This is a genomic window from Pseudomonas sp. WPR_5_2, assembly GCF_003634475.1.
Taxonomy (GTDB): domain Bacteria; phylum Pseudomonadota; class Gammaproteobacteria; order Pseudomonadales; family Pseudomonadaceae; genus Aquipseudomonas; species Aquipseudomonas izuensis.
In genome coordinates, this window is record NZ_RBLA01000011.1 from 100,923 (window position 1) to 126,690 (window position 25,768).

General features: G+C 55.9%; 25 protein-coding genes. 12 read left to right on the forward strand and 13 right to left on the reverse strand.

Features of this window, described 5'->3' with window-relative positions:
* Window positions 1–97: 97 nt before the first annotated feature.
* On the forward strand, window positions 98–1,174 hold the full coding sequence (locus tag BJ917_RS29810; protein ID WP_095634708.1) for a 3-deoxy-7-phosphoheptulonate synthase: 1,077 nt from the start codon (window positions 98–100) through the stop codon (window positions 1,172–1,174).
* A gap of 82 nt (window positions 1,175–1,256) precedes the next feature.
* Here the strand turns inward: BJ917_RS29810 and BJ917_RS29815 are convergent, their stop codons facing one another.
* Entirely contained in the window at window positions 1,257–1,544 is a 288-nt protein-coding gene (locus tag BJ917_RS29815; protein WP_008057026.1) for a GNAT family N-acetyltransferase, read from the reverse strand.
* A 639-nt stretch (window positions 1,545–2,183) separates the two neighbouring features.
* Between BJ917_RS29815 and oprI the strand changes: the two genes are divergently transcribed.
* Window positions 2,184–2,435: an outer membrane lipoprotei OprI gene (oprI, locus tag BJ917_RS29820; protein WP_003199355.1), complete on the forward strand. Its 252-nt coding sequence runs from the start codon at window positions 2,184–2,186 to the stop codon at window positions 2,433–2,435.
* A 123-nt stretch (window positions 2,436–2,558) separates the two neighbouring features.
* Here oprI and BJ917_RS29825 read toward each other — a convergent pair whose 3' ends face one another.
* The 3 genes from BJ917_RS29825 to BJ917_RS29835 all read right to left on the reverse strand — a co-directional run bounded on the left by BJ917_RS29825 (window position 2,559) and on the right by BJ917_RS29835 (window position 4,611).
* A complete protein-coding gene (locus tag BJ917_RS29825; RefSeq protein ID WP_096509756.1) occupies window positions 2,559–3,530 on the reverse strand; it encodes a L,D-transpeptidase family protein in 972 nt (323 codons plus the stop codon).
* 125 nt (window positions 3,531–3,655) lie between these two features.
* Entirely contained in the window at window positions 3,656–3,949 is a 294-nt protein-coding gene (locus BJ917_RS29830; protein WP_096509755.1) for a hypothetical protein, read from the reverse strand.
* A 56-nt stretch (window positions 3,950–4,005) separates the two neighbouring features.
* Window positions 4,006–4,611, reverse strand: coding sequence for an arylesterase (locus tag BJ917_RS29835; RefSeq protein ID WP_096509754.1), 606 nt, complete (start codon window positions 4,609–4,611; stop codon window positions 4,006–4,008).
* A gap of 10 nt (window positions 4,612–4,621) precedes the next feature.
* Between BJ917_RS29835 and BJ917_RS29840 the strand changes: the two genes are divergently transcribed.
* The 3 genes from BJ917_RS29840 to greB are packed head-to-tail and all read left to right on the forward strand — an operon-like array spanning window position 4,622 to window position 8,341.
* Complete coding sequence (locus BJ917_RS29840) at window positions 4,622–5,305, forward strand: ABC transporter ATP-binding protein (RefSeq protein WP_034150171.1); 684 nt, start codon at window positions 4,622–4,624, stop codon at window positions 5,303–5,305.
* Window positions 5,305–7,809: an ABC transporter permease gene (locus BJ917_RS29845; RefSeq protein ID WP_096509752.1), complete on the forward strand. Its 2,505-nt coding sequence runs from the start codon at window positions 5,305–5,307 to the stop codon at window positions 7,807–7,809. Before BJ917_RS29840 ends, BJ917_RS29845 begins: the two co-directional genes overlap by 1 nt.
* Window positions 7,810–7,843: 34 nt before the next feature.
* Window positions 7,844–8,341: a transcription elongation factor GreB gene (gene greB / locus BJ917_RS29850; RefSeq protein WP_095196793.1), complete on the forward strand. Its 498-nt coding sequence runs from the start codon at window positions 7,844–7,846 to the stop codon at window positions 8,339–8,341.
* Window positions 8,342–8,374: 33 nt separating this feature from the next.
* Here greB and BJ917_RS29855 read toward each other — a convergent pair whose 3' ends face one another.
* From BJ917_RS29855 to BJ917_RS29870, 4 genes are all read right to left on the reverse strand, one after another.
* On the reverse strand, window positions 8,375–8,683 hold the full coding sequence (locus BJ917_RS29855; protein WP_096509751.1) for a hypothetical protein: 309 nt from the start codon (window positions 8,681–8,683) through the stop codon (window positions 8,375–8,377).
* Window positions 8,684–9,039: 356 nt separating this feature from the next.
* Window positions 9,040–9,408 carry a bacteriocin gene (locus tag BJ917_RS29860; RefSeq protein ID WP_096509750.1) on the reverse strand — a complete coding sequence of 123 codons (369 nt, stop codon included), beginning with the start codon at window positions 9,406–9,408 and terminating at the stop codon, window positions 9,040–9,042.
* Window positions 9,409–9,746: 338 nt separating this feature from the next.
* Complete coding sequence (locus BJ917_RS32455) at window positions 9,747–9,935, reverse strand: hypothetical protein (RefSeq protein ID WP_096515244.1); 189 nt, start codon at window positions 9,933–9,935, stop codon at window positions 9,747–9,749.
* Between the two features lie 114 nt (window positions 9,936–10,049).
* Window positions 10,050–10,403: a YbjQ family protein gene (locus BJ917_RS29870; RefSeq protein ID WP_121105888.1), complete on the reverse strand. Its 354-nt coding sequence runs from the start codon at window positions 10,401–10,403 to the stop codon at window positions 10,050–10,052.
* Between the two features lie 403 nt (window positions 10,404–10,806).
* Between BJ917_RS29870 and phaR the strand changes: the two genes are divergently transcribed.
* Window positions 10,807–11,328: a polyhydroxyalkanoate synthesis repressor PhaR gene (gene phaR / locus BJ917_RS29875; protein WP_121105890.1), complete on the forward strand. Its 522-nt coding sequence runs from the start codon at window positions 10,807–10,809 to the stop codon at window positions 11,326–11,328.
* A gap of 34 nt (window positions 11,329–11,362) precedes the next feature.
* Here phaR and phaP read toward each other — a convergent pair whose 3' ends face one another.
* On the reverse strand, window positions 11,363–11,926 hold the full coding sequence (gene phaP, locus BJ917_RS29880) for a TIGR01841 family phasin (RefSeq protein WP_096509747.1): 564 nt from the start codon (window positions 11,924–11,926) through the stop codon (window positions 11,363–11,365).
* 251 nt (window positions 11,927–12,177) lie between these two features.
* On the opposite strand from phaP, the gene BJ917_RS29885 reads away from it, so the two are divergent.
* On the forward strand, window positions 12,178–14,556 hold the full coding sequence (locus BJ917_RS29885; RefSeq protein WP_121105892.1) for a DUF3141 domain-containing protein: 2,379 nt from the start codon (window positions 12,178–12,180) through the stop codon (window positions 14,554–14,556).
* Between the two features lie 14 nt (window positions 14,557–14,570).
* Here BJ917_RS29885 and BJ917_RS29890 read toward each other — a convergent pair whose 3' ends face one another.
* Window positions 14,571–15,698, reverse strand: a complete 1,128-nt coding sequence (locus BJ917_RS29890; RefSeq protein ID WP_096509745.1) for an AraC family transcriptional regulator — start codon at window positions 15,696–15,698, stop codon at window positions 14,571–14,573.
* A gap of 270 nt (window positions 15,699–15,968) precedes the next feature.
* Between BJ917_RS29890 and phbB the strand changes: the two genes are divergently transcribed.
* The 5 genes from phbB to BJ917_RS29915 all read left to right on the forward strand — a co-directional run bounded on the left by phbB (window position 15,969) and on the right by BJ917_RS29915 (window position 21,871).
* Entirely contained in the window at window positions 15,969–16,715 is a 747-nt protein-coding gene (gene phbB, locus BJ917_RS29895; protein WP_096509744.1) for an acetoacetyl-CoA reductase, read from the forward strand.
* 63 nt (window positions 16,716–16,778) lie between these two features.
* Window positions 16,779–17,957, forward strand: coding sequence for an acetyl-CoA C-acetyltransferase (locus BJ917_RS29900; protein ID WP_096509743.1), 1,179 nt, complete (start codon window positions 16,779–16,781; stop codon window positions 17,955–17,957).
* Between the two features lie 160 nt (window positions 17,958–18,117).
* Complete coding sequence (gene phaC / locus BJ917_RS29905; protein WP_096509742.1) at window positions 18,118–19,821, forward strand: class I poly(R)-hydroxyalkanoic acid synthase; 1,704 nt, start codon at window positions 18,118–18,120, stop codon at window positions 19,819–19,821.
* A gap of 59 nt (window positions 19,822–19,880) precedes the next feature.
* Complete coding sequence (locus BJ917_RS29910) at window positions 19,881–20,147, forward strand: hypothetical protein (RefSeq protein ID WP_096509741.1); 267 nt, start codon at window positions 19,881–19,883, stop codon at window positions 20,145–20,147.
* Window positions 20,148–20,386: 239 nt separating this feature from the next.
* Window positions 20,387–21,871, forward strand: a complete 1,485-nt coding sequence (locus tag BJ917_RS29915) for a site-specific integrase (RefSeq protein ID WP_121105894.1) — start codon at window positions 20,387–20,389, stop codon at window positions 21,869–21,871.
* Between the two features lie 525 nt (window positions 21,872–22,396).
* On the opposite strand, the gene BJ917_RS32460 is transcribed toward BJ917_RS29915, so the two are convergent.
* From BJ917_RS32460 to BJ917_RS29925, 3 genes are all read right to left on the reverse strand, one after another.
* On the reverse strand, window positions 22,397–23,773 hold the full coding sequence (locus BJ917_RS32460) for a hypothetical protein (RefSeq protein WP_256658585.1): 1,377 nt from the start codon (window positions 23,771–23,773) through the stop codon (window positions 22,397–22,399).
* Entirely contained in the window at window positions 23,725–24,903 is a 1,179-nt protein-coding gene (locus BJ917_RS32465) for a hypothetical protein (protein WP_256658586.1), read from the reverse strand. The genes BJ917_RS32460 and BJ917_RS32465 overlap by 49 nt, the downstream gene beginning before the upstream one ends.
* 182 nt (window positions 24,904–25,085) lie before the next feature.
* Window positions 25,086–25,706: a recombinase family protein gene (locus tag BJ917_RS29925; RefSeq protein WP_121105895.1), complete on the reverse strand. Its 621-nt coding sequence runs from the start codon at window positions 25,704–25,706 to the stop codon at window positions 25,086–25,088.
* Between the last annotated feature and the right edge of the window lie 62 nt (window positions 25,707–25,768).

Below are 25,768 nucleotides of genomic sequence, written 5' to 3' on the forward strand. Positions count from 1 at the left end.
TAACGCGCTAAGGTTCGGCTCCCCGACGCGCTTAATTTGCTGTGCTCCGCCGCGCGGGTTCGCTGGCGGCCGGCACCCGTGACCTGACGAGTAAACGATGGCTGATTTACCGATCAACGACCTAAACGTCGCCTCCAACGAGACGCTGATCACCCCCGATCAGCTCAAGCGTGACATCCCCCTGAGCGACGCCGCCCTGCGCACCGTCACCAAGGGCCGCGAAGTCATTCGCAACATTCTGGATGGCACCGACCACCGTCTGTTCGTGGTCATCGGGCCTTGCTCGATCCACGACATCAAGGCGGCCCACGAATACGCCGAGCGCCTGAAGGCGCTTGCCGCGGAAGTGTCCGATACCCTGTATCTGGTCATGCGCGTGTATTTCGAGAAGCCACGCACCACCGTCGGCTGGAAAGGCTTGATCAACGATCCGTACCTGGATGACTCGTTCAAGATCCAGGACGGTTTGCATATCGGTCGTCAATTGCTGCTGGACCTGGCCGAAATGGGCCTGCCAACCGCCACCGAAGCCCTCGACCCGATCTCCCCGCAGTATTTGCAGGACCTGATCAGCTGGTCGGCCATCGGCGCGCGCACCACCGAATCCCAGACTCACCGTGAAATGGCTTCCGGCCTGTCCTCGGCCGTCGGCTTCAAGAACGGCACCGACGGCGGCCTGACCGTGGCCATCAACGCCCTGCAATCGGTTTCCAGCCCGCACCGTTTCCTGGGTATCAACCAGGAAGGTGGCGTGTCGATCGTGACCACCAAGGGCAATGCCTACGGCCACGTGGTGCTGCGCGGCGGCAACGGCAAGCCAAACTACGATTCGGTCAGCGTCGCCCTGTGCGAGCAGGCGCTGAACAAGGCCAAAATCAAGCCGAACATCATGGTCGATTGCAGCCACGCCAACTCCAACAAGGATCCGGCCCTGCAACCGCTGGTGATGGAAAACGTCGCCAACCAGATCCTCGAAGGCAACCAGTCGATCATCGGCCTGATGGTCGAAAGCCACCTGAACTGGGGCTGCCAGGCCATCCCGAAAGACCTCGCCGACTTGCAATACGGCGTGTCGATCACCGATGCCTGCATCGACTGGACCGCGACCGAGAACACCTTGCGCAGCATGCATGCCAAGCTCAAGGATGTGCTGCCTAAACGTGATCGCACCTGATCGGCGCGTCATGTAAAAAAGCGCAGACAAAAAAACGCCGGGCAGTGCCCGGCGTTTTTTTATGTGTTCGTTTTGCTGAAAGTCACTGGCTCAGCTTGGCCGCATGCCGCTGGTGACGCTCCATGTAGCGCTCGACGTAGGAACACGATGGGATGACCGTGTAGCCCATTTCCTCGGCGTACTCCAGCGCCTTCTCGGTCAGTGCCGCGGCAATGCCACGGCCGCGCAATGCGTTGGGCACAAATGTGCGATAGATATCCAGGGTCTGTTTCCCCAGATCCATATAAGTCAGGTAGGCACGATGACCGTCCACATTGGTCTCGAACTGATGACCAGCCTGGTCATGGTGGATGGACAACGCCTCGCTCATCACTACTCCTCGCGGGTCTTGAATTCCGACCCCTACCTTACCGATGTTTTTCCGGCGAAGGAACATCTACGCCACCCCGTGCCCGAATGGACACCGAGAAGAGCTACACCGATCTCGCGCAACCGAGCACGTACAAATAGTAGGCACCATTGGCAGAAATGCTCAAGGTGCGCTCGTCATCATGCTGGTTGGCGGGTGCTGCCCCGGGATCACGCAGGGACGGCTCGACCAGTGGTCTCCCAGGGTCGAACGCCTGAACATTGCCGGATGTTGAGACTTGAGACGAACGCCCGTTGTTAAAGTCACCGCAACATGGAGAAAGATATGAGAGGCGTCGCGCAAAATCCGAACAAAAGTGTAGACGAATCCATCTAGACACACTTTAGCCAAGACCGGAAAAAGAGCTGCGGGCACAGGGGAACTTTTCCTGGTCGGCTCGCTCATCTCGGGCCTCCCAGCTGAATATTTTTTAAACAGTGCAGTTAAAAGTTGCTCGAAAAAGAATCAAAGCCTACAATTTTTTTTGCTTCTTGCTTTACGTCAGTTTACTTACGACAAGTAATGGGTAGTATGTACGCCGGCTATTTCCTCAATCTGAGGAGACAGCCACTTAATTGAAAGTCCTTGAAGGGGAACACGATGAACAACGTTCTGAAATTCTCTGCTCTGGCTCTGGCCGCAGTTCTGGCTACCGGTTGCAGCAGCGCATCGAAAGAAACCGAAGCACGTCTGACCGCTACTGAAGACGCAGCAGCTCGCTCCCAGGCTCGTGCAGACGAAGCTTACCGTAAAGCTGATGAAGCTCTGGCTGCTGCTCAAAAAGCACAACAGACTGCTGACGAAGCTAACGAGCGTGCTCTGCGCATGCTGGACAAAGCTAGCCGCAAGTAATAGTCCTTCGGGATTGTTATCAAGCCGACCCATTATTGGGTCGGCTTTTTTATTGCCCGCCGTTTCGTGCAGGCGTAAAAAAACCCGCCGATGCAGCCAGCATCGGCGGGTTCTCTTCAAGCGTTACTGCAGCGGGTCGATCGGTGCACTCGTGACCATCGGCGCCGAGTTGTTCGGCACGGCGATCTCCACCGGCAAGCCGTCTTCGGCAGCAACGACGTCACGCACCACATCCCAGTTCATGCGCAAGTTGTTGGTGATGTCTTCACGCTTGAGCATCGCGTTGATCACCGCGGTGTGCTTGTCGACCACCGACGGGTTGCCCTTGTCGTCCAGCGGCGTGTGCGCTTCCAGGTAGACCTTGCCGCCACTCACCCCGAACTTGTACGGGTCATTGATGATACGAACCGACGTACCCACCGGCACCATGCCGGCCATTTCCAGCACGTTGTTGTTGAACATGCGGAAGCAGCCGTGGCTGGTGCGCATGCCGATGCCGAACTTCTTGTTCGAACCATGGATCAGGTAGCCCGGGGTGCCCAGGGTGAACTTGAACGGCCCCAGCGGGTTATCCGGGCCTGCCGGTACTACGTTTGGCAGCGGATCACCATCGGCGGCGTGCTCGGCCTTGATCGACGCTGGAGGCGTCCAGGTCGGGTTTGGCGTCTTGGCAGTGATGCTGGTGTGGGCAATCGGCGACCCCCAACCTTCACGGCCGATACCCAGCGGGAAGGTGTACACCACGTTCTTGCCTTTCGGGTAGTAGTAGAGGCGGTACTCGGCGAGGTTGATGACGATGCCTTCACGCGGGCCCGGCGGCAGGATGAAGCGGGTCGGCAACACGATTTCGGTGCCGGCGCCCGGCAACCAGGCATCGACGCCCGGGTTAGCCGCAACCATTTCCGAGTAGCCAAGATCGTAGGCGGTGCCCAGGTCGGCGAAAGTATCTTCGTACTTGGCCTTGATCACCTGCACCTGGCCGATGATGTCTTCACCGGGCGGAGGCAGGGGAAACTCCAATGCAGCAACGGGACCGGCCACACACAGGGCGGCAAGAGACAGGCAGCGGGTGACGGCAGGAAAGCGCGGCAACATCCGGAAAATCCTTCGCATGATCAACAGAGGTATAAGAATCGGATTGTACACCGCCGTCTGTTATTTCGGGGAGCTCACCGATAGAGCGTGCCATGCAGGGAAAAGATCGCAGCCTGCGGCAGCTCCTACAGCTCGAATCGCAGTTCAGGCCAGATCGGCGAGGTACCGCGCTTTTGCGATTCGAGAATGGCCCGGCACAACGAGCACAGGCGCTGGTCCTGGAAGACCTTGCGATCGACACTCGACCAACGTGGCTGCGCCGGCAACAGGCTGCCGCACAAAGTCCGGTCAGCCGAACCGCCCAGCTCCAGCTGACGGGTCACCAGGTGTACCCGCACTTCCTGGCAGGCGAACAGATCCAGCTGTTCGTCAGGCTCGATCAGTTGGTAGGCAAACAGGGACCAGGCAGGACGCGGCATCGGGGGCTCCAAATCGGGGGCGCCACCTTAGCCGAAAGCCTGCGCGTAGAAAAGTGTCATAACAGCGGTTTTAGCGTAGGCCAGACATTTTCCAGCAACTTGTCCTGAGCCCCGGCCGCCGGGTGGATGCCGTCGGCCTGCATCAGGTCGGGATGACCGCCTACACCGTCGAGGAAAAACGGCACCAGGGGAATTTTCTTTTCTTCGGCAACGTTGCTGTAGGCCTCGGCGAAAGCCTTGGTGTAGCGCGCGCCATAGTTGGGAGGCAACTGCATGCCAAGCAACAGCACCTTGGCACCGCTGGCGCGGGAACTGTCGATCATCGAGGCAAGATTTTGTTGCAATTGCGTTGGCAGCAATCCGCGCAGCCCGTCATTGCCGCCCAGTTCGAGGATGACCAGCTCCGGCTTATGCTCTGCAAGCAGCGCCGGCAGCCGCGCCTGGCCTCCGGCACTGGTGTCCCCGCTGATGGATGCATTGACCACCGTATCGTCAAAACCTTCGCGCTTGAGCCGTTGTTCGAGCAACGACACCCACCCCAGCCGGGTATCCAGTCCGAAACCGGCGCTGATACTATCGCCAACGATCAGGACAGTACCCGCCGCTGCGTTCTGGGCCATGCACATCAAGGCCAGGCCAGCACTCAAAAACCACACACGCATCGGATTCTCCATGGGCGCAAGCATTCTCACCGCGAAGAACCTTAGCAAAGTGGTTCCCAGCGCGGAAGGTGAACTGACCATCCTGCACGAACTCAGCCTGGAACTGAACAAGGGCGACAGCCTGGCCATCGTCGGCGCATCCGGCTCCGGCAAATCCACCCTTCTGGGCCTGCTCGCCGGCCTCGACCTGCCGAGCAGCGGCGAAGTCACCCTCGCCGGGCAGGGCCTGAGCAACCTCGACGAAGACCAGCGTGCTCGCATCCGCGCCGAGCACGTGGGATTTGTCTTCCAGTCGTTTCAACTGCTCGATAGCCTCAATGCGCTGGAAAACGTCATGCTGCCCCTGGAGCTCGATGGCCGCAAAGATGCCCGTGGTCGCGCCACCGAGCTGCTGCAACGGGTCGGCCTTGGCCAGCGCCTGACCCACTCGCCACGTCAGCTCTCCGGCGGCGAACAGCAGCGCGTGGCGATTGCCCGGGCATTTGCCGCCGAACCCGACGTGCTGTTCGCCGACGAGCCCACCGGCAACCTCGACAGTCACACCGGCGAGCGCATCAGCGACCTGTTGTTCGAACTCAACAAGGAGCGCGGCACGACCCTGGTGCTGGTGACTCACGATGAACGCCTGGCGCATCGCTGCCGGCGCCTGATCCGCCTTGAAGCCGGCCTGCTGGTCGCCCCACTGGAGCCTTGATGGCACGCCTGCCGCTGTTGCGCCTGTTCAGTCTCGCCATCCGCCAGTTGCTGCGTGACGCTCGCGCCGGTGAGCTGCGCGTGTTGTTCTTCGCCTTGCTGGTGGCCGTGGCGGCAAGCACCGCCATCGGTTACTTCGGTGCCCGCCTCAACGGTGCCATGATGCTGCGCGCCACCGAGTTCCTGGGTGCAGACCTGCTGCTCGAAGGCAGCTCGCCGGCGCGCCCCGAACAGATAAAAAGCGGCACCGAGCTGGGTCTCGAACATGCGCAGGTGGTGGAGTTCTCCAGCGTCATCGCCACCGACAACGGGATCCAGTTGTCCAGCATCAAGGCTGCCGATGACGCCTACCCGTTGCGCGGCGAACTGAAGAGCGCCCCTGCCCCTTTCGCCCCGGAGGCGTCCGGTGGCGGGCCAAAACCCGGTGAAGCCTGGGTTGAAGCCCGGTTGCTGACCGCGCTCGATCTGAAGATGGGCGACAGCATCGATGTCGGCATGAAAACACTGACACTGGCACGGGTATTGACCTACGAACCCGACCGCGCCGGCAATTTCTACAGCCTGACGCCACGGGTACTGATCAACCTCGACGACCTCGCCGCCACTGGCGTAGTGCAGCCCGGCAGCCGGGTCAGTTACCGGGAGCTCTGGCGCGGCAAGGCCCAGGCGCTGGAAACCTATCGCCAACTGATCAAACCCGGCCTCGCCGCCAACCAACGCATCCAGGATGCCCGCGATGGCAACCGGCAGATCGGCGGTGCCCTGGGCAAGGCTGAACGTTACTTGAACATGGCCAGTCTGGTGGCCGTGTTGCTGGCCGGTGTGGCGGTGGCGCTGTCGGCGACACGATTCGCCACTCGCCGCTTCGATGCCAGTGCATTGTTGCGTTGCCTGGGCTTGTCCCGTCGGGAAACCATGGTGTTGTTCAGCCTGCAACTGACCGTCCTCGGACTGCTCGCCAGTATCAGCGGTGCCTTTATCGGTTGGCTGGCACAACTGGGGCTGTTTGCCTTGCTGCACGACTTGCTGCCGAGCGATGTACCACCGGGCGGCCTGTTTCCAGCCATCGCCGGGATCGGCACCGGGCTGGTGGCGCTGGCCGGTTTTGCCTTGCCGCCGCTGGCGGCGCTGGGCAGGGTTCCACCGTTGCGCGTGTTGCGCCGCGACCTGCTGCCGATTCCTTCCAGTACCTGGATGGTCTACGGCGCAGCGCTGGGCGCCCTCGGGTTGATCATGTGGCGCCTGAGCCTGGACCTGGTGTTGACCTTTGCCCTGCTCGGCGGTGGCGTGATTGCGGCACTCGTACTGGGCGGCTTGCTGTTGCTGCTGTTGAAAAGCCTGCGGCGCCTGCTCGCCCGGGCCTCCCTGCCGTGGCGCCTCGGTCTCGGCCAGTTGCTCCGTCATCCGCTGGCAGCCGCGGGACAATCCCTGGCATTCGGCCTGATCCTGCTGTCGATGGCATTGATCGCCTTGCTGCGCGGCGAACTGCTGGACACCTGGCAGAACCAGCTGCCGAAAAATGCACCGAACTATTTTGCCCTGAACATCCTGCCCGCGGACAAGCAGGCGTTTACCGATCGCCTGATCTCAGTGTCGGCGCAATCGGCACCGTTGTACCCGGTGGTGCCGGGTCGGCTGATCAGCATCAACGGCGAACCGGTGCAGCAAATCGTCAGCAAGGATTCGGCCGGTGATCGTGCGGTCCAGCGCGACCTGAGCCTGACCTGGGCCGCCGACCTGCCGGCGGGTAACAGGATCACCGCCGGCAACTGGTGGCCTGAGCAACCGCCAGACGACATTCCCGGTGTGTCGGTGGAGGGCAAAGTCGCCGAAAGCCTGAAACTCAAGCTCGGTGATCACATGGTCTTTACCGTGGGCGGGGTCAATCGCGAGGCGAAAGTCACCAGTCTGCGGGAGATCAACTGGGACAATTTCCAGCCGAACTTCTTCATGATTTTCCAGCCCGGTACCTTGAAGGACCTGCCGGCGACTTACCTGACCAGTTTCTATCTGGCGCCGGGCCATGACCAACAGATCGTCGATCTGTCCCGCAGTTTTCCGGCGGTCACCATTTTGCAAGTCGAAGCCTTGTTGGCGCAGCTGCGCAGCATCCTCGCCCAGGTCACCCTGGCGGTGGAATATGTGCTGTTGTTTGTATTGGCGGCGGGGATGGCGGTGCTGTTTTCCGGCTTGCAGGCAACGCTGGATGAACGCATCCGCCAGGGGGCGCTGTTGCGAGCGCTGGGGGCGGAGCGGCAATTGCTGGTCAAGGCGCGGCGGATCGAGTTCGGTTTGCTCGGTGCCGTCAGCGGTTTACTGGCCGCGCTGGGTTCGGAAGTCGTGAGCCTGGTGTTGTACCGCTACGCGTTCGACCTGCCCTGGCATCCGCATCCATGGCTGCTGGTACTGCCGCTGATCGGTGCGGTATTGATTGGTGGCGCCGGTGTATTTGGCACCCGCCGCGCCTTGAATGCCAGCCCCCTGACAGTCCTGCGCGAGGGTTGATAGACTCAGCCCTTCACTCTTCAAAGAAATCACCATGAGCCGTTATCGCCCTCCCCGCACCGCAGGCACCGCGCTGATCACCCCCGAGGGTGAAGCGCGGATGCGCGCCGAGTTTCATGAGCTCTGGCACGTACGGCGACCGCAAGTGACGCAGTCTGTCAGCGAAGCCGCGGCACAGGGCGATCGCTCGGAAAACGCCGAATACACCTACGGCAAAAAGATGCTGCGCGAAATCGACAGCCGTGTGCGTTTTCTCACCAAACGCCTGGAAGCCCTCAAGGTCGTCAGCGAGAAGCCCAGCGATCCGAACAAAGTCTATTTCGGTGCCTGGGTCACCATTGAAGACGAGGACGGCAAAGAGTCACGCTATCGCATCGTCGGGCCGGACGAACTGGATTTGAAACAGGGCCTGATCAGCATCGACTCACCGCTGGCCCGCGCGTTGATCGGCAAGGCACTGGACGCCGAAGTTCGGGTCCAGACACCTACTGGCGAGCAATGTGTGTACATCGTGGCGATTGAGTATCTTTGAGCCGCAGCGCCATGAGCCATGGCGCTGCGGGCCTCAGCGACGGGTAATCAGCCCTTGGCGGGCGACACGGGTCAGTTGCCTGATGACTTCAGGGGCATCTTCGGCGCTGGGCGATTGAATCACCGCCAGATCAAAACTGTCGCTGGCAAATCGAGCCAGGGATTCACCGTCTTCGACAAACTGAATCAGAAAGGCTGCCGGCCCACCGGTGCGACGCGGCCAGCCATCGAGGTAACGCAAGAGCGTTGGCTGATGTTTACCGCCAAGCAGGATTTTTGGATTGCGCTGGGTGAGATGTGCCGTGATCGGCGCGGGACGTACAACGGGGCTTAGTGCATTCATCGTGTCGTGTCTCTGCCTCAAAAGTCTGCATGGCAGGTGAGAGGCAACACCGAACCAGCGCTTTAGCGGTATTTCGAAGCCTGCTCCAGGCTTCTATCGGCAACTGATCGAGTCACCTGGCGCCCCGCAAGTAGCTGTTTAAATCGGCGCATGAGCAGCATCCTAGAGAAGCTGACTGGACAGTGTCAAGAATGACGAATAACAAAAAAGACCGCGCAATCAGACCCTATGAAAGGCAATCCGCCCCGTATTCTGGATAGGGCGCATAAAAAAATGCCCGTATCTTGCGATACGGGCATTTCCTCTAGCCGGCCAGCCTGTTGAGCGAGCCGGGCTTTTGAATGGATCGCTCGGGATCAGTGACGCTTGTGACCGTTGGCCAGGTTGCTGCCTACGCCGCCGCCCAATGCGCCACCCAGGCCTGCGCCGATGGTCGAACCAGTCTTGCCGCCCAGGCTGTTACCGATAACCGAACCGCCAGCAGCACCCACGCCGCCGCCGATCGCAGCACTGGTACGGTGGCCTTTTTTGGCAGCAACAGCACTACCCGCCGCGCCTGCCACACCCGCACCAATCGCTGCACCGGTGCTGCCACCCATGCTCTGGCCCACGACGTTACCCAGCGCGCCGCCCAAACCGCCGCCGATTGCGGCAGTACCGTCGCCAGCCATTGCACCTTGAGCAACCAGAAGACCCAGAACCAAAGCAGGCAGAGTGAAACGCATGACAAAAACCTCAAAATAGGGATGAAAATCAAAAGGGTCGAGATTGAAAGCTTTAGAGGAGACAAAGTCCAGACATGCGCGCACTCAACCTCGTAGTTAGCGACGTTTGGACAGCAATTTTGGAAAAGGTTTTATGCCAGGCAAAAAAAAGCCCGCTGGGGAACGGGCAGGGTGTTGCTTTCTAACGGATGAGTTGAGCCTACGTAGGATCTCGTGAAAACTTTGTGAAAAAAAAAACCGGCTGAATATTCGTTCGCACCGTCCTCAAAAAATAAAAAACAACACGAATCCCAGGCTCAAAAAACCCCGCTCAATGACGGGGTTCGCTTGCTGGTTCATTACTTCCTGACAGGGGCTGTCACCTTGGGCAGAAATTTTCCCTTCTGTACCCGACACGCCCTGGTCTTGATTTTGTCGACCTCGGTCTGGTCTTCGCCGAAGCTGGCTACGTACGCCGTCTGCCCACACTGTACGCAGTTGTTGATCGGAAATTCTGCACCGTCGTCTTCGATATACGGATCAGCCATCTCTTCACCCCTCTTCAAAAGCGGGACCGACACCGGCAAGCCCATTTGCCAAAAAAAATATCGATCACCAAGGCCATCGAGACTAGCCGGTCATTAATGGACTTGCAGTTCAGATTACCCAATGCCCGACGAATGGACCTGACCTGATCGCCTCAGTTTGACGGCCGTTCCAGTCACAAATACCACCACCATTCCACCCTTGCCGGCCGGCATGCTGATTTCAAAATCGAGCCCTATCACCGCATCCGCCTGAAGCGCCCGCGCCCTCTCCTTGATCTCGTCGGTGGCCTGGATACGCGCCTCCTTCAATGCCCGCTCCAGCGTCTGGGAGCGCCCGCCGAAAAAATCCCGCATCCCGGCGAACACATCGCGGATGACGTTGACGCCCTGTACCGACTCGGCGCTGACAATATCCAGGTAGGCGGTGATCTGTCGGCCTTCGATAGCGTGGGTCGTGGTGGTGATCATGGGATTTCCTTGTCGTTCAGAGAGTGAGCCGGTGTATCAATACAACTGCGATGGGCATGGATACACCGTGAAAAGCGGCGCGAGGCTGGGACATGGGGGGTCGATTCGTTCGAAGGTTGGACAGCGTTGCCCACACTGAATAGATCGCGAAGCCGGGTGAACCTCACCGGTTACGCAAATCCAAAAAACAGCGCTATAAAAGCTGCGTCCTACGCTGCGCTCCTTTGTCCTACATAAGTTTCGGAAGCGCCCTCTCCTCTGCGCTTGCGGGCTCAGCGCTCAAAAGATGAAAGAAGTCCTTACGCTCCCCCCTGCGCGTGCCGCGTGAAGCGACGCGCTGGAGTCGCAGTGGCCAGAGTACGATAAGATGCCTCCAAACCAGGCTTGCTGTGAGTAGCCCCGCATGACAGATAACAGTCGGAACACCCCCCGTCTGATCAAGAAGTACCCGAATCGCCGTCTGTATGACACGCACACCAGCAGTCATTTGACCCTTGCGGATATACGCCAATTGGTCGTCGATAGAATCCCGTTCGAGGTGGTCGACGCCAAGACTGGCGAGAATCTGACCCGAAGCATTTTGCTGCAGGTCATCCTGGAGGCCGAAAGTGGCGGTGAGCCGATCTTCTCCAGTGAGATGCTCATGGGGATTATCCAGTTCTACGGTCCCTACCAGAGTGTCCTTGGCAGCTACCTGGATAAAAGCATCCAGACGGTCATCGACATCCAGTCTCAGACCGGCGCTCAGTCGTCTGAAGCCTGGAGTACATTCATGCACCAGCAAGCACCGGTCATGCAGGATCTGATGCGCCAGTATGTCGACCAGTCAAAAGCCCTCTACATGAACACTCAGAACCTCTTCGGCCTGTTCGGGAGCAAGCCGGGGGCCGGCGGCGGGCCAAAAAAAAATGACGATGGGGAATAAACCCATCGTCATCCTGTAACCGTTCTGATCCGACTTATTTGCTTTCGCTAGTAGCCTTGGCACCAGGAGCGGTTTTACCGGCTGCGGCGGTTGCTGCGCCAAAACCGCTCTGAGCAGCGTCAGCAGCCTGTTTTACGGCTTTCTGTGCACTTTCAAATACGGTACTGGCATTCGCCAGCGATGACTTGAATCCGGCCACGACAGACTCGGAGCCAGCCGGTGCATTCTTGCTGATCACTTCAACGAACTCTTGCACCTGCTTGGTGCCCGCCTCGACCTGACGCGTGGTCAGTTGGGCAATTTCCGATTGGGTGCCAACAATCAGCGCGTGCACTTGGCGATTGAACTCAGCCAGGCGTTCGGCTTGCACATTCGGCTGGGTGAAAGAAGCCTGGAGCTCAGCGAAGCCTTGTGGATCACGTACCGCCAGCAGTTTGCGGAAACCGTCGAACTGCTCCTCGGTTGTGGCCTGCAAGGTCTTGAACTGCAATTGGCTGAGCTGCTCAACACTGGAGAAGATTTTGCCGCTGATTTGCTGCAGGAGGTCGAGGTTGGCTTTCTGAGCGTCTTGCAATTTTTCCAAGTTGAAAAAAGACATGCTTGAATCTCCTGATTCTGAAAGGCCGACGTAGGCCTGAGGACGCGATAGCGATCCTGCCGGTCATCGCGTTAGCTTTTATATTGCAGCGCACAAATTCGTTTGGCAATGTTTTTTGTGCGCCGCACAAAAACTTTTTCCCTCCCGCCGCTATTCGCTATAGACTCCTGAAAGGCAAACGGCCGGCCAAGCGCTCTTTGATGATGAGAGGCAGGCAAGCTGCTTCTCATGCATAAAACCAGGAGATCACCATGGGCCAGGAAGATATTATTGCATCGCAATATGACAGACTTTCCTCTCAACGCGGCCTGTTCGAACACCTGATTCATCTGCAGCGCCTCAATACGCTGAACTTCCTTATTGCTTGTCGTCAGCGCCAGGAAAAAACCCTCGCACCTCTGAAGCGGGGTCAACTCAGACAACCTACGCCCGCTGAATGGCAGGAATATGTCACGGACTTCGGCCAACGTTGCCTGCTGTTTTGGGACACCCTGCGCCAACGCGGCGACAATACGCTGGCCCATGAACGCGCCGGGTATCCGCTGCTGCTCAAGTTCGCTCATGAAACCCTGATCGCAGGCTCCGAGCTCCCGCACCCGGTCAACTATTCACTGCTGCGCATCCTCCCCGGACCCGGGCAAGAAATCGACAGCAACGCCCGGCCGGTGATCATCATTGACCCACGCGGCGGCCACGGCTCGGGGATCGGCGGCTTCAAACAGGATTCGGTATTAGGTGAAAGCCTCAGAGCCGGCCACCCCACCTATTTCATCTCTTTCAGTCACTCACCACAGCCTGGGCAAACCCTGGCCCATATCGCCGAAGCCCAGGCCCGGTTCATCGAAGTCGTCGGCGCCCTACACCCGGCCAACAGCAAGCCGATTATCATTGGTAACTGCCAAGCCGGCTGGGCCTTGATGGGACTGGCGGCAACGCGACCGGAACTGCCGGGATTGATCATTATCAATGGTGCCCCCCTGTCGTACTGGGCCGGTGTCAATGGACGCAATCCGATGCGCTATACCGGTGGCCTGCTGGGTGGTGGCTGGTTGGCTCGCCTGGGCAGCGACCTGGGCAACGGCCGTTTTGACGGTAGCTGGCTGGTCAGCAATTTCGAAAACCTGGACCCGGCCAACACTTATTCGGGCAAGTACTACCAGTTGTTCAGCCAGGTCGACAGCGAGGCTGCGCGCTTTCTCGACTTCGAACGCTGGTGGGGCAGCCCGACCCTGCTCAATGGCGAAGAAATCGAGATGATTGTCGACGATCTTTTCATTGGCAACCAATTGTCCGGCGGACTCGATCGCAAGAGCAGCGGTATCGACCTGAAACGGATCGAAGTACCGGTGGTGGTGTTCTGCTCCTACGGCGACAACATCACCCCTCCCCAGCAGGCATTGAACTGGATCACAGATGTCTATCCCAGCGATCTCGCGTTGCATGAGGCAGGCCGCACCATCGTCTATCTTCGGCACGCCAGCATCGGTCATTTAGGTATTTTCGTCTCCGGCAAGGTGGCGCGGCGTGAACACCGGGAGTTGCTCGGCGCGGTCGAAGCCATCAATGCGCTGCCGGCAGGTCTGTATGAGATGCTGATTGACGATCTGCCGGCCCCTTCAGACAGCCATGACGTGCAATACCGAGTGCAATTCGAATCAAGGCGAATCGCCGATATACACGACGACATCGAGCCGGCCCGTGATGACGATCGCGAATTCTCTCTGGTAGAGCGCATCTCTGAAATCAACAGCGCGTTTTACGACGGGTTCATACGTCCATGGCTGCGTCCGATGGTCAATGAACCCGTTGCCGAATTGATGCGCAGGACGCACCCCTTCCAACAGCAGCGGTTGCTATGGAGCAGCCTGAATCCGGCGCTGTGGTGGTTGGCCGGGAGCACATCCAAAGTCACCAGTGATCGTCGTCCCGCACGCAAAGACAACCCGTTGCTGGCTTGGCAGGAACTGTTCTCCAACCAGATGCAGGACACCCTGAATGCGTACCGCGATGCGCGTGATGCCACTCAGGAGCTGTGTTTTTACGGAGTTTATGGCGCACTGAATGCCCTCACCGGCAACAAGCCTGCGCGAAATCTCCAGGCGCATGCCGACCGGCAGGACCAGGCCCTGATCGAACGCCTGCAGGATTCGCTACCCCATGGCGGCCCCCTGGAAGCCTTGGTGAGGATTCTGTTTTTGCTGGGCCGCGACAGCGACAAGGCGGGCAAGGAAAGCATCGAAAAGCTGATCCAGCAGGTGCATCGGCTGGTCCAGGACTACAGCGATGAGCCCACGGCCCTGCGTGAGGCCATCCGCTTGCAGAACCTGCTGGTTTTTGCTCACCCGCAAGAAAGTTTGCGCACCCTCCCCTTGTTGCTCCCAGAGGCAAAGGAACGCCAACAGGTCCTGACAGCCGTTGGGCAAATGATGCCTGAACTGCTGGCAACCACTGGAGCAAAAGGCGAACTCTGGCGTGAGCTCCACGCGCTGCTCGAAGTCCCCCTGCCGGGCTTTGGCCTGACCCAACCGCCCAGTAAAACAGTTGTCACCCCGAGGCCCGCTCCCGCCATCGTCGCTAAAGCCCCGAAACACAAAGCGAGCAGAAAGACAAAAGGCCCCAAACCTCAATAAACCTTCACAAGGGATTAGCGGTGTATCCGTTCGGCGTAAACGTTGGCGAAACCTGCGACCGTATGATCCCTGTACAGGTCGACGGGGTTTATGGGGCGGACCGGCGCGACTTCTTCGACCACAGGCGACAACTCGTCGGTTCGATACTGGCCGGGGGTCATACCGAACCAACGGATGCATGCCTTATGGAAGCTGCTGTGATCATGAAAGCCGAGCAGGCTTGTCACATGCTTCAAGTTGAAATGAGAATGGCGCAAATAGAAGTCAGCCATCTGCCGGCGCACATCGTTCAGGACGTCCTTGAATTGCGTGCCATCCTTCTCAAGGCCTCGCTGAAGCGTTCGCTTGCTGATGTTCAGTGCCGCCGCAATCGATTCCATATCACATTGCCCCTGGCCTTGCCCCTGACTCAAGCGCTCGGTAATCAGCGCGCGAATCCTGCCAACGATAGAGCAACCGGACAACAGGTCCAATTGAGCCACGGCATAACTGTCATGGAGGGTGGCCAACGCCTCGTTGGCCATGCTCAAAGGACTCAGAAGCTCCTGGCCATCGAACAAGATGCTGTCATACGCCGCCCCGAACCTCAGCGGACAGCCAAAAAGCCGCTGATGCTCCGACGTGTCTTCAGGTTCGGGATACGCGAACTCCACACTCAAAGGTCGCGGTGACTTGCCACCTGCCAGCCAATGGCAGAAACCCAGCAGCGAAGACAAACCTGCATCCGTATATTGCCGGGGTTTGACCGAGCCCGGTTGCTGATGCTCGAGGCTGGCCAGTCGGTAATGCTGCTGCTCCTGGACCAGGAAAAGGCTGAATCCGGTACTGATCAACGGGCTGAAACGAACCAGACGCTCAAGCGCCCTTTTCAGGTTCGAACTGGACATCATCGTGTAGCCCACGATCTGAAAACTGCTGGGATGGAAATTCCCGTAGGCTTTCAAACCGATGTTCGGGTCATCCGAAGCCTGAGCAGCCAGATCCCAAAGACGATAGATCGTACTTCGATCCCAGCATGCTCCCGGTTTATTCACGAACCTGGTATCCAGCCCCGCCTCCTCGCACAGACGGGCAACGTCCAGTCCTTGGGCCAAAAACGTATTCGCCAGCATGCTGGCATAACCTGAACTCATTTTATACATGGCGTCCTCATTGACCTGTGGAACCGAACGTCCTGTTCGGAGCCGATACTGACATGCGTTGAACATATTTCAATAATGTTTCACAAATATTAACTATCCGTTGAGTTTCAGAAATTGATCCAAGTAGGGTAACCCGTCATTTTTTGCCAGCAAGCCAGAACACCCGCGTGGCACCGATGGACAGGAAATCGTCACCTTCAAACACTTCCGCACGCCCCGTCGATATCGAACAATCCTCTCTCCTGCAGCGCAAAAAAACGGAGTAGATGTATGGAATCGCGTAGTCGTATTGCTGTGGTAACGGGTGGTATGGGCGGTATCGGTACGGCAATCAGCCAACGTCTATACAAGGAAGGATTCAAGGTAATCGTCGGCTGCAGCTCTGATTCCAGCCGCAAGGACGACTGGGCTGCCAGCCAGCGCGAGGCCGGTTATGAGTTCGAGTTCATCTATGGCGACGTCACCGATTGGGAGACCACTCGCAAGGCTTTCGAGATGGCTCGTGAACAATTCGGCCCGATCGATGTGCTGGTCAACAACGCCGGCATCACTCGCGACGCCTCCTTTCGCAAGCTCACCCCGGAAGACTGGAACAGCGTGATCGGGACCAACCTGACGGGCTTGTTCAACACCACCAAGCAGGTCATTGAAGGCATGTTGGCCCAGGGTTGGGGGCGAATCATCAATATCTCCTCGATCAACGGTCAGCGCGGCCAGTTCGGTCAGACCAACTACTCCGCCGCCAAGGCCGGCATCCATGGTTTCACCATGGCACTGGCCCGGGAAGTCTCCGGCAAGGGCGTGACCGTCAATACCGTTTCCCCAGGCTACATCCAGACCTCCATGACGGCGGCCATTCGCCCGGACATTCTCGAAGGCATGATCGCGGGAATACCGGTGGGTCGCCTTGGCCAACCCGAAGAGATCGCCTCAATCGTGGCGTGGCTGGCTTCCGATGAGTCCGCCTACAGCACCGGTGCCGACTTCTCCTTGAACGGCGGCATGAACATGCAATAACCCTGATCAGGGCAGCAATGCCCTGGTTTGCTCGACGAATTTTGTCTTTCCATGAGGTCACGCATGAACGAAGTCGTAATCGTTGCCGCTACTCGTACCGCCATTGGCAGTTTCCAGGGTTCTTTGTCTGCAATTCCCGCGACCGAGCTGGGTGCCGCAGTGATTCGCAACTTGCTGGAGCAGACGGGTCTCGATGCTGCTCAGATTGATGAAGTGATCCTGGGCCAGGTTCTCACTGCCGGCGCCGGACAAAACCCGGCACGCCAGACAGCGATCAAGGCTGGCTTGCCAAACACCACACCTGCCCTGACCTTGAACAAGGTCTGCGGCTCCGGCCTCAAGGCGGTCCATCTCGCGGTCCAGGCAATCCGTTGCGGTGACGCGGAACTGGTGATTGCCGGCGGTCAGGAAAACATGAGCCTGGCCCCCTATGTTCTGCCCAAGGCACGTACCGGCCTGCGCATGGGCCATGCGCAACTGCAGGACAGCATGATCCAGGATGGCCTGTGGGACGCTTTCAACGACTACCACATGGGTATCACCGCCGAGAATCTGGCGCAGAAGTACGAGATCTCTCGTGAAGCACAGGATGCCTTCGCTGCCGCCTCGCAACAGAAGGCCGCCGCCGCCATTGAGGGCGGGCGTTTCCAGAGCGAAATCACCCCGATCCTGATTCCTCAGCGCAAGGGCGAACCGCTGGTCTTCGACACCGACGAACAGCCACGTGTCGACAGCACTGCGCAAGCCTTGGCGAAACTCAAACCTGCTTTCCAGAAAGACGGCAGCGTGACCGCCGGCAACGCGTCGACCCTCAACGATGGTGCGGCCGTACTGTTACTGGCCAGCGCCGCTAAAGCACAAGCGCTTGGCCTTCCGGTACTGGCACGGATCAAAGCCTATGCCAGCGCCGGTGTGGACCCGTCAATCATGGGCATCGGTCCGGTCCCGGCTACACGCCTGACCCTGCAAAAAGCCGGCTGGAGTGTCGAGGACCTCGACCTGATCGAAGCCAACGAAGCCTTCGCCGCCCAGGCGCTGGCGGTTGGCAAAGAGATGGGTTGGGACACCAGCAAAGTCAACGTCAACGGCGGTGCAATCGCCCTTGGTCATCCGATCGGCGCGTCGGGGGCACGGATTCTGGTGTCGCTGGTGCACGAACTGGTCCGTCGCGATGGAAAGAAGGCGCTGGCCACACTGTGCATCGGTGGCGGACAAGGCGTAAGCCTGGCCATCGAGCGCTAACCAACGGCATCTGAATCGCCAATGCGCGGGCTTGCGACCCTTGCTCCGCGCATCAGATTGGCGTCAAACAATGCAGCCCGCATTCCTGCCGTCGCAATGCCGGAGTCCGGCAAAGCGCGGCTTTTTTCTGCCCGGCTCATCGGTAGGGGCAAGGAACTTTATGGACAATAACGCGCATACATTCACCACCTATTGGTCAGGCCAGGTTCCGTTCATCGCGTCCTATGCAGTGCAACAATTGCGCCTGTGGGTCAGCACCAATCCCTGGTTTTCCGGGCATGAGCACGGTGCCTGGTTCGACCTGCCTCGCGAAACCCTGGACAGCCTGCAAATGGACTACCAGGTTCAATGGGGCCAACTCGGCCAAAAATTGCTGACCGGCCAACCCTTCAGTTTCGATGATCGACGCTTCGCCAGCGGCAACTGGAGCGACCCACTGTTCGGCTCCCTCGCTGCGTTTTACCTGCTCAACTCCAGCTTTCTCCTGAAACTGCTCGACAAACTGCTGATCAACGAAAAGAAACCGCGCCAACGCCTGCGCTATCTGGTCGAGCAAGCCATTGCCGTCAGTGCGCCAAGCAATTTTCTGGTCAGTAACCCTGACGCGCTGCAGCGTGTGGTCGAGACTCAAGGTGCCAGCCTGCTCACAGGGATGCAGCATCTGGCCAGCGACATGAACGAAGGCAAAATGCGTCAGTGTGATAAAGATGCCTTCAAGGTTGGCATCGATCTGGCCAACACCCCTGGTGAAGTCGTCTTCGAGAATCACCTGTTCCAGCTGATTCAGTACTACCCGCAAAGCGAAACCCAGTACCGGCACCCGGTATTCGTCGTACCGCCTTCGATCAACAAGTACTACATCCTTGACCTGCGTCCGGACAACTCGATGGTCCGCCACCTGCTGGAAAAGGGACATCCCGTATTCCTGGTGTCCTGGCGCAACTTTGACCAGGAACACGCTGGCACCACCTGGGATGACATGATTGAGCACGGGGTGATCAACGCCCTGCAAGTGACCCGCGAGATCAGTGGCCAGCAGCGACTCAATTGCGTGGGTTTCTGCATCGGCGGCACCCTGTTGAGCACTGCACTGGCCGTACTCGCTGCACGTGGCGACAGAGAGATCGCCAGCGTGAGCCTGCTCACCACGTTCCTTGATTACCTCGATACCGGCCCCATCGACGTCTTCGTCGATGAAGAACTAGTGGCCTACCGCGAGCGCACAATCGGCGGCAAGAATGGCCCTATCGGTCTGTTTCGTGGCGAGGACATGGGCAATACCTTCTCCCTGCTGCGCCCCAACGAATTGTGGTGGAACTACAACGTCGACAAATACCTCAAGGGACAAAAGCCGATCCCCCTTGATCTGCTGTACTGGAACAATGACAGCACCAACTTTCCGGGCCCGATGTACTGCTGGTACCTGCGCCACACCTATCTGCAAAACGATTTGAAATCAGGCGAGCTGGAATGCTGCGGGGTCAAGCTGGATTTGCGTGCAATTGATGCTCCCGCTTACATCCTCGCCACCCATGACGATCACATCGTGCCCTGGAAAAGCGCCTACGCCAGCACCAACCTGCTCTCCGGTGCCAAGCGTTTCGTATTGGGCGCTTCAGGGCATATCGCCGGCGTCATCAACCCACCGGCCAAGCAGAAGCGCCATTACTGGACCAATAATCGGGTCACGAAAAACCCGGAGACCTGGTTCAAGAATGCCGAGCAGCAACCCGGTAGCTGGTGGAATGATTGGTTCAACTGGCTGGAGGGACACTCCGGCGAGCGCCAACCCGCGGTAGCGCACACAGGGAATGACAAATTCCCGCCTCTGGAACCGGCGCCAGGCAGGTATGTAAAACAGTGAAGACTGCTATGGGCCAGAGCTCGGCACATCATTTGTTTGGGTACAAGGAGAGACGACTGATGAGCACCCCGCTGCGCATCAACGAAGCACTTTTGATTGCAGGCCACGCACTCGAACCTTTTCAATGCGTCGCCTGGGCTCCGCAAGACGGTAATGGCGAACTGAGCCTGACTGTCGTCGACCGGGCCAACACACGTATTTGTCGCAAACAGATACCAAGCAGCGCCTATTCCGACCCGGCGCAGCTGGAAAGCCTGCTGGAAGAGGTGCGCGCCAAGTTGAGCCAGGAAGGCTACACGCTACAATCCTGGACGATGCCAGAGTAAGCACTTTCGCGGATTACTACCGGTGATCCGCCCAAGGTATGAACTGGATTTTTTTCAGAAACGCAGAAACGAAAAAGCCCCGAATAATCGGGGCTTTTTCGTTTAAATGTGGCGGTGAAGAGATTCGAATTTTAAGACCAGTCGAACCATTAACCGCTGTAATTCAAGGCTTTCAGAAGGATTAGTAGTACAAAAAGGTAGTACAATCTGCATTCGTCCTCCCTCATTTCGGCGCTGAAATGGCTAAACCCAACAACACCATCAGAGACACCAAGAACCTGATCCAGAAAGCGGGCGAATCTACGTGGTACGTTCGACTTGCTGTCCCTGTGGATGTTCAGAAGGTCATCGGTCGCAAGGTGTTTATCAAATCGCTTCAGACCGCATCTTTAACTGAAGCACAACGGCGCCGAGGCGTGCATCTCACCACATGGTGGGCACAAATCGAGGCAGCTCGAAAAAGCAGACAATTGCCAGAGGGCTGGCAATCCAATGTTGTTGCTGCGATTGAAACAGTCAACTCAATATTTCAGGACCAGAAACGAGCGATCATCGGCGAAACCATCCCAGCTTTACCCCCCATTAATCGTGAATTAGAAGCTCGCCTACGTGGCAATCCGCGACTGGTAGAGGCATTCGAGACCCACGTTAAACAACGCTTGGGCGAGGGTCTATCAGGCAAGCTACAACTCCAAGACGAGCTTGCGGAAGTTCACAGACGGCTTGCTGAGAAGCTGGTGACCCGTAGGCACACCGTCTCCCAGGAGCAAAAAGCTGAACTCGTTTCGCTGATTGCTGACCCTGCAAGCCACAGAAGCAAATCACCAATTACGAAAAATCGATTGGAAGCATACAGAAAGTTTCGGGAAGATCGCGGCGGGGCGCCAAAACACGTTGATCAACAAGTTGGAAAGATGGACCGACTGTCGACATTCCTCAAAGACGAAGGACTGGCGTTGAATTTCGACACCGTAGATGCGTGGCTCGGCTCATTGGATCGGGCACCAGCTACGCTAGGTCAGTACCTCATGGCTGGTACTGCGTTTTGGAAGTGGGCGATGAAATACGACACGGCTTGGCGTGAAGAATACAAAGACAAGGTAAACCCGTTCGTAGGACATCATTTACCACAAGGTGGTGGGTCCGAGACAGCGGGCCAAGACAGGAAAATTTACACACGGGACGACACAGTAAAGCTGCATCAGGCGGCGTTAGATGGTGGTGATAGACCGCTCGCCGACCTCATCACGCTCGGCTGGTACACCGGAGCCCGGATCGAAGAACTATGTCAACTCGACAAAGAAAGCGTCATCACAGTGGATGGTGTCCTGTGTTTTGACTTCCGACGTAGCAAAAGTAAGGCTAGTAAACGTGTGGTGCCGATTCACAATAGCCTACTGCCCGACGTAGACCGCCTTTTAAAGGCTACGGTAGACACGTTCCTAATCCCCACACAATCCGCCAATCAGTACGGCAAGCGCTCACATGCAATATCTAAGGCCTTCGGCAGATTACGTACAGCCTCTGGCTTCAGCAAACTCCATGTGTTCCATAGCTTTCGGCATACCGTCGTCACCGAGCTCATCCGGGCCGACGTGCAAGATGCGTTAGCTAAAGAATTGGTCGGACACGCAACTGGCTCGGTAACACATGACGTTTACTCGAAAGGCGCGAGTACCGTTCAAAAGCTGGCCGCGATTTCCAAACTTCCCGCTCTATTCTAGGTATCAGTCAGCACCTTTGCTGTAAGATCGTTGCTTGGGTGCTTGGATGACCTGAAGAATTATAAATGCGGGAGGGAATTAAAGAGGTTTAAAATTCAAAGCCCTACGCCAACGTGAGGGTGACACAGCTTTGAATATGGGGTGGCCGTAATTAAGCTAACGAAAAACTCTCGTCAGCAAAAAAATATGAGCCGGATTTTTTTAATTGGTGAAACTTTAAAGTGTTTCAAATTCGCCCCTTTAGCCCGACTGTGAAAGCATGTAGTAAGTCCCCCGCCACCCTTTTAGCATCTAGTCCATATTAAACTGCATTTAACGTTGGACAGCTTAGCCCCATGCTATCGCTACCATGAACTCAACTTAAACAACAGTAAACCTCCCGCCGGTCCGGCCGCCCTTCCGGTACGGCATTGCAAAATGTTCTTAGACTTGCGTTAGATTGTAACTTTGTAAGCAGCCACCCTATCGATGGCTGCACTTCCCACAACAAACCAAAAACAAACTCTCTAAATTTTAATCACCAAATTAATATTGGCGCAAAAAGCCGAGTCCATAAACCATTGGGCGTAGCTTATCACTAAGATTTTGATAGGCTTGCTCAAACGGGACAAGACTAACTGGCACGTTATGGCTGCTTCGGACGCGCTCCTTCAAAGCTTTTCTTATTTGGTACCAACCAACATCTGGCCGATTCAACTTATATGATTCGCGCACGGCACGAACATCCACATATGAAAAATAGTTTCTCCATATCTCGCGACCGTAATCTATTACTGCCAGGGCCTCACTTGAAAGTATTTTTCCCTCAAGATACCGAACCATAAAGTCAGATTCGAAACGATCTGGTGCGCCTACCTCTGCTTCAGAAAATGGAATAAAATGATTAACTAGCGACCATTTTTCTCCGTTCCATTCAATATCGTTCGCTCCAGCTGTGAGATTATAACTATTGAAGAGCATCCAAATCAGACAGTCATTTTTGAATTCATCACTTAGTTCTTCTGTCGGTTGCAAGAACTGATCTCTATCGTTCAACCATGTAGGCTTTACAATTCGCCGCATCGCGAAAACTACAGCCACCTGCCATAGATTGTCTTCGACAACATATAATCCACCGCCATTCCCTCCAGTATAGATTGAAGACGTGATGAGTGTTTCAATCGCTGCGTGCTGCAGATCGTTATTGCTTGCATAGAAGTAACCGAGCATATCATCGCATGAAGTTTTCATCCTCGGGTTTTTTGAAACAGTTACAGCATTGGATAACGGCAAAGCAAGATCTTTATTAGTCTTAGGCTTTTTTATCCAGGCGTTAAGAAATACGCTATTGGGGAGATTATAGTATTTCTTTGCCCCAATTTGGTTCCCCTTTTTATCCAGAACTTCCACACCCAAGTCGATAATCGGTGTTTTGGATGTCGCAAGCTGATTGGTCTTCCAGATCAGAAAGCCGATAGGAAAATCACCATTGATACCGTCAAAGGCCTTGCTATGGACAACAAAACCACCTAAATACTGCGCATTCCAGTGATCTCTGAATTTCTCGAAATTTGGTGAATTAACATATTTCATTGTACTAAACATTGCTAGCGTAGCAGTTGGCAGCTCCTTGGATATCCGCGTAAGAAATTGCACGAATAGCTCTTTGCTAGCATACCCTTCTTTTGTCATTGAAGCATTTATACGCGTTTGTTCTACTCCAATCTTATTCTTATTACCTCGCCCAACGCCCGCGCCAGTTTCCCCATACGGAGGATTGATCAAGACCAAGAGTTTTTTCCCCTCCGCGATGGACTTTCGCAAAGAAGGTGGAATTTTATTGGTTAGGTTATAGTCAATTTCACCGTTATCAGTTACATCATCGTTGAGATAGTCGTACTGAAACGAATTGCGGCTGCGCATGTTTTGGTAGCTCGCATCACGTCGATATCTGCTTGATCCAGGGTAGACATGTAGATATTGCGATGATTACTGTGTTTGACTTCCAGATTCCCTACACCGCAACACATATCCCAAACCACGTATTCTTTTTGCCAATTTTTACCGAGTGACTCTGACAATTGGTCATAAGCCTTATCGACTACGTGAAGAGGGGTATAAAATGCACCTTTAAAGCTGCGTTCATCTAAAGGAATCAGACTATCGCGACGTTCAAGCAGGTAGTCTCTATATTCGGACTTTGGAGGCTTGTGGTAAATTGCCCAAAACTCTCTATATCCATCTTGATTGCCCAGTTCATAATATTTACCTGCCAAACTGAAAATAGGCGATCCGTTCTTATGAAGAAGTTCTGCTGGCAAGTTAGAATGCGTGGAAATCGTTCCATCATGCATTATATCTGCAAAGAAAAGAAGGGCGTAATCCTCAGCATCAACCCCTGAAATTTCGACGCCAATCATTGCAACCCACTTGTCGAACACCTGCTTGAGGTTATCCGGGGTAATTTGTATACGAATTATGTCACCAGACTTGATAGCTTCTTTTGCGGTGCTTATAAATTCGTCTTCATGTGTCGATATCTTAAAAGATACAAAGTGGGTTCCGATATGTGCGGATATCTCATCCAGAGCTTCTTGAGTATACTGACTGGCAGACTTCCCCCATTTAACCGTTTTCTTTTTTAGAAACGGCAAAACGTCGCTGAGCTTCATAAGCGCAGCCTTTTCGGTATCTATTACGGCTAAGAATGGAGGAACAGTTTCACCTTTATCAACAGCAAACTGAACATAATGCAACAGTTGCGTGAACATGGCGTAGCATGAATTTTTCCCAGTATCTTTTGCTTCAAACCACATTTCTTTGGTCTGGATGTCAATCAAGCCTTTAGTGTAACTTTTTAGTCCCAACGCCTTTATGTACGCATCTTTTACATCCTCTTCAGTTTTCGCATTTTTCAGGTTGGAATAAAGGCTCAATTTAAACTTCCTTTTTAAAATTTTTAAGTTAGCAAAGCGTTTCAACTGTGCATCACTGGACAATTCGCTACCAGCGCCCCCCCCCCCCCCCGTGGAGCATTGTTCGCCAGCCGCCAAACCAGGAGATCGATCAAGCGCAGAGTCGCAGCTTACATCTTTTCTGGAAATCCGATCTTATCAATGATAGCTAGATGCTACACCCACTAGAGCAACCTGGTAATCTTGAACAGATTTCCTCCAACACCGAAAGCTTCATCGTGACAAAGCAATCACTAAGCGGGTTTTGTACGCCATAACAGCTATTTCATTTCACGCTTGATCCTGTACACGGTCGCAACGCCGCAATCAGCCAGCTTGGCTATCTGATCGGCAGACATCGTTGCGTGCTTGATGATCAGTGCTTGAACCTTCGCCCACAACGCAGCATTTTTGCCTTTGCCAGCTGGCTTCCATTGAGGGTCAGCTGCACGCTTATTTGCCAACCCCTGATTGATCCGCGCGACGCGCTTCTCTTGATCCAAACGGGCCATAGTTGCCATGAGATCAAGGAGCATATTGTTGATGACATCCATTATTTGTCCGGTGTCCCCCTTGTCTACGACTAATAGGTGGGTAGTTGGCAGATCAGCTATGACCAGACGGAGCCCCTTCGCTTTGATGGTGGCCTTCAGGGTTTCCCAATCTGCTTGTGACAAGCGACTGAGGCGATCCACAGATTCACACAGAAGAACATCACCCTTGGCGGCGACTTCGAGTAGATGCATCAGCTGGGGACGATTGAGTTTGGTGCCGGAGATATTTTCAGCGTACACCCCAACAATTTTCAGGGTCTTTTCTGAAGCAAAGGCCTCTAGGGCGAGTTTAGCCCGATTAGCATCTTGCTCCTTAGTTGAAGCTCGGAGATATAAATGAGTATTCATACTAGCTATCCTTTAGCTATAGTTTTTATAGAATTATGATAATACGATCTTATAGCTATCGT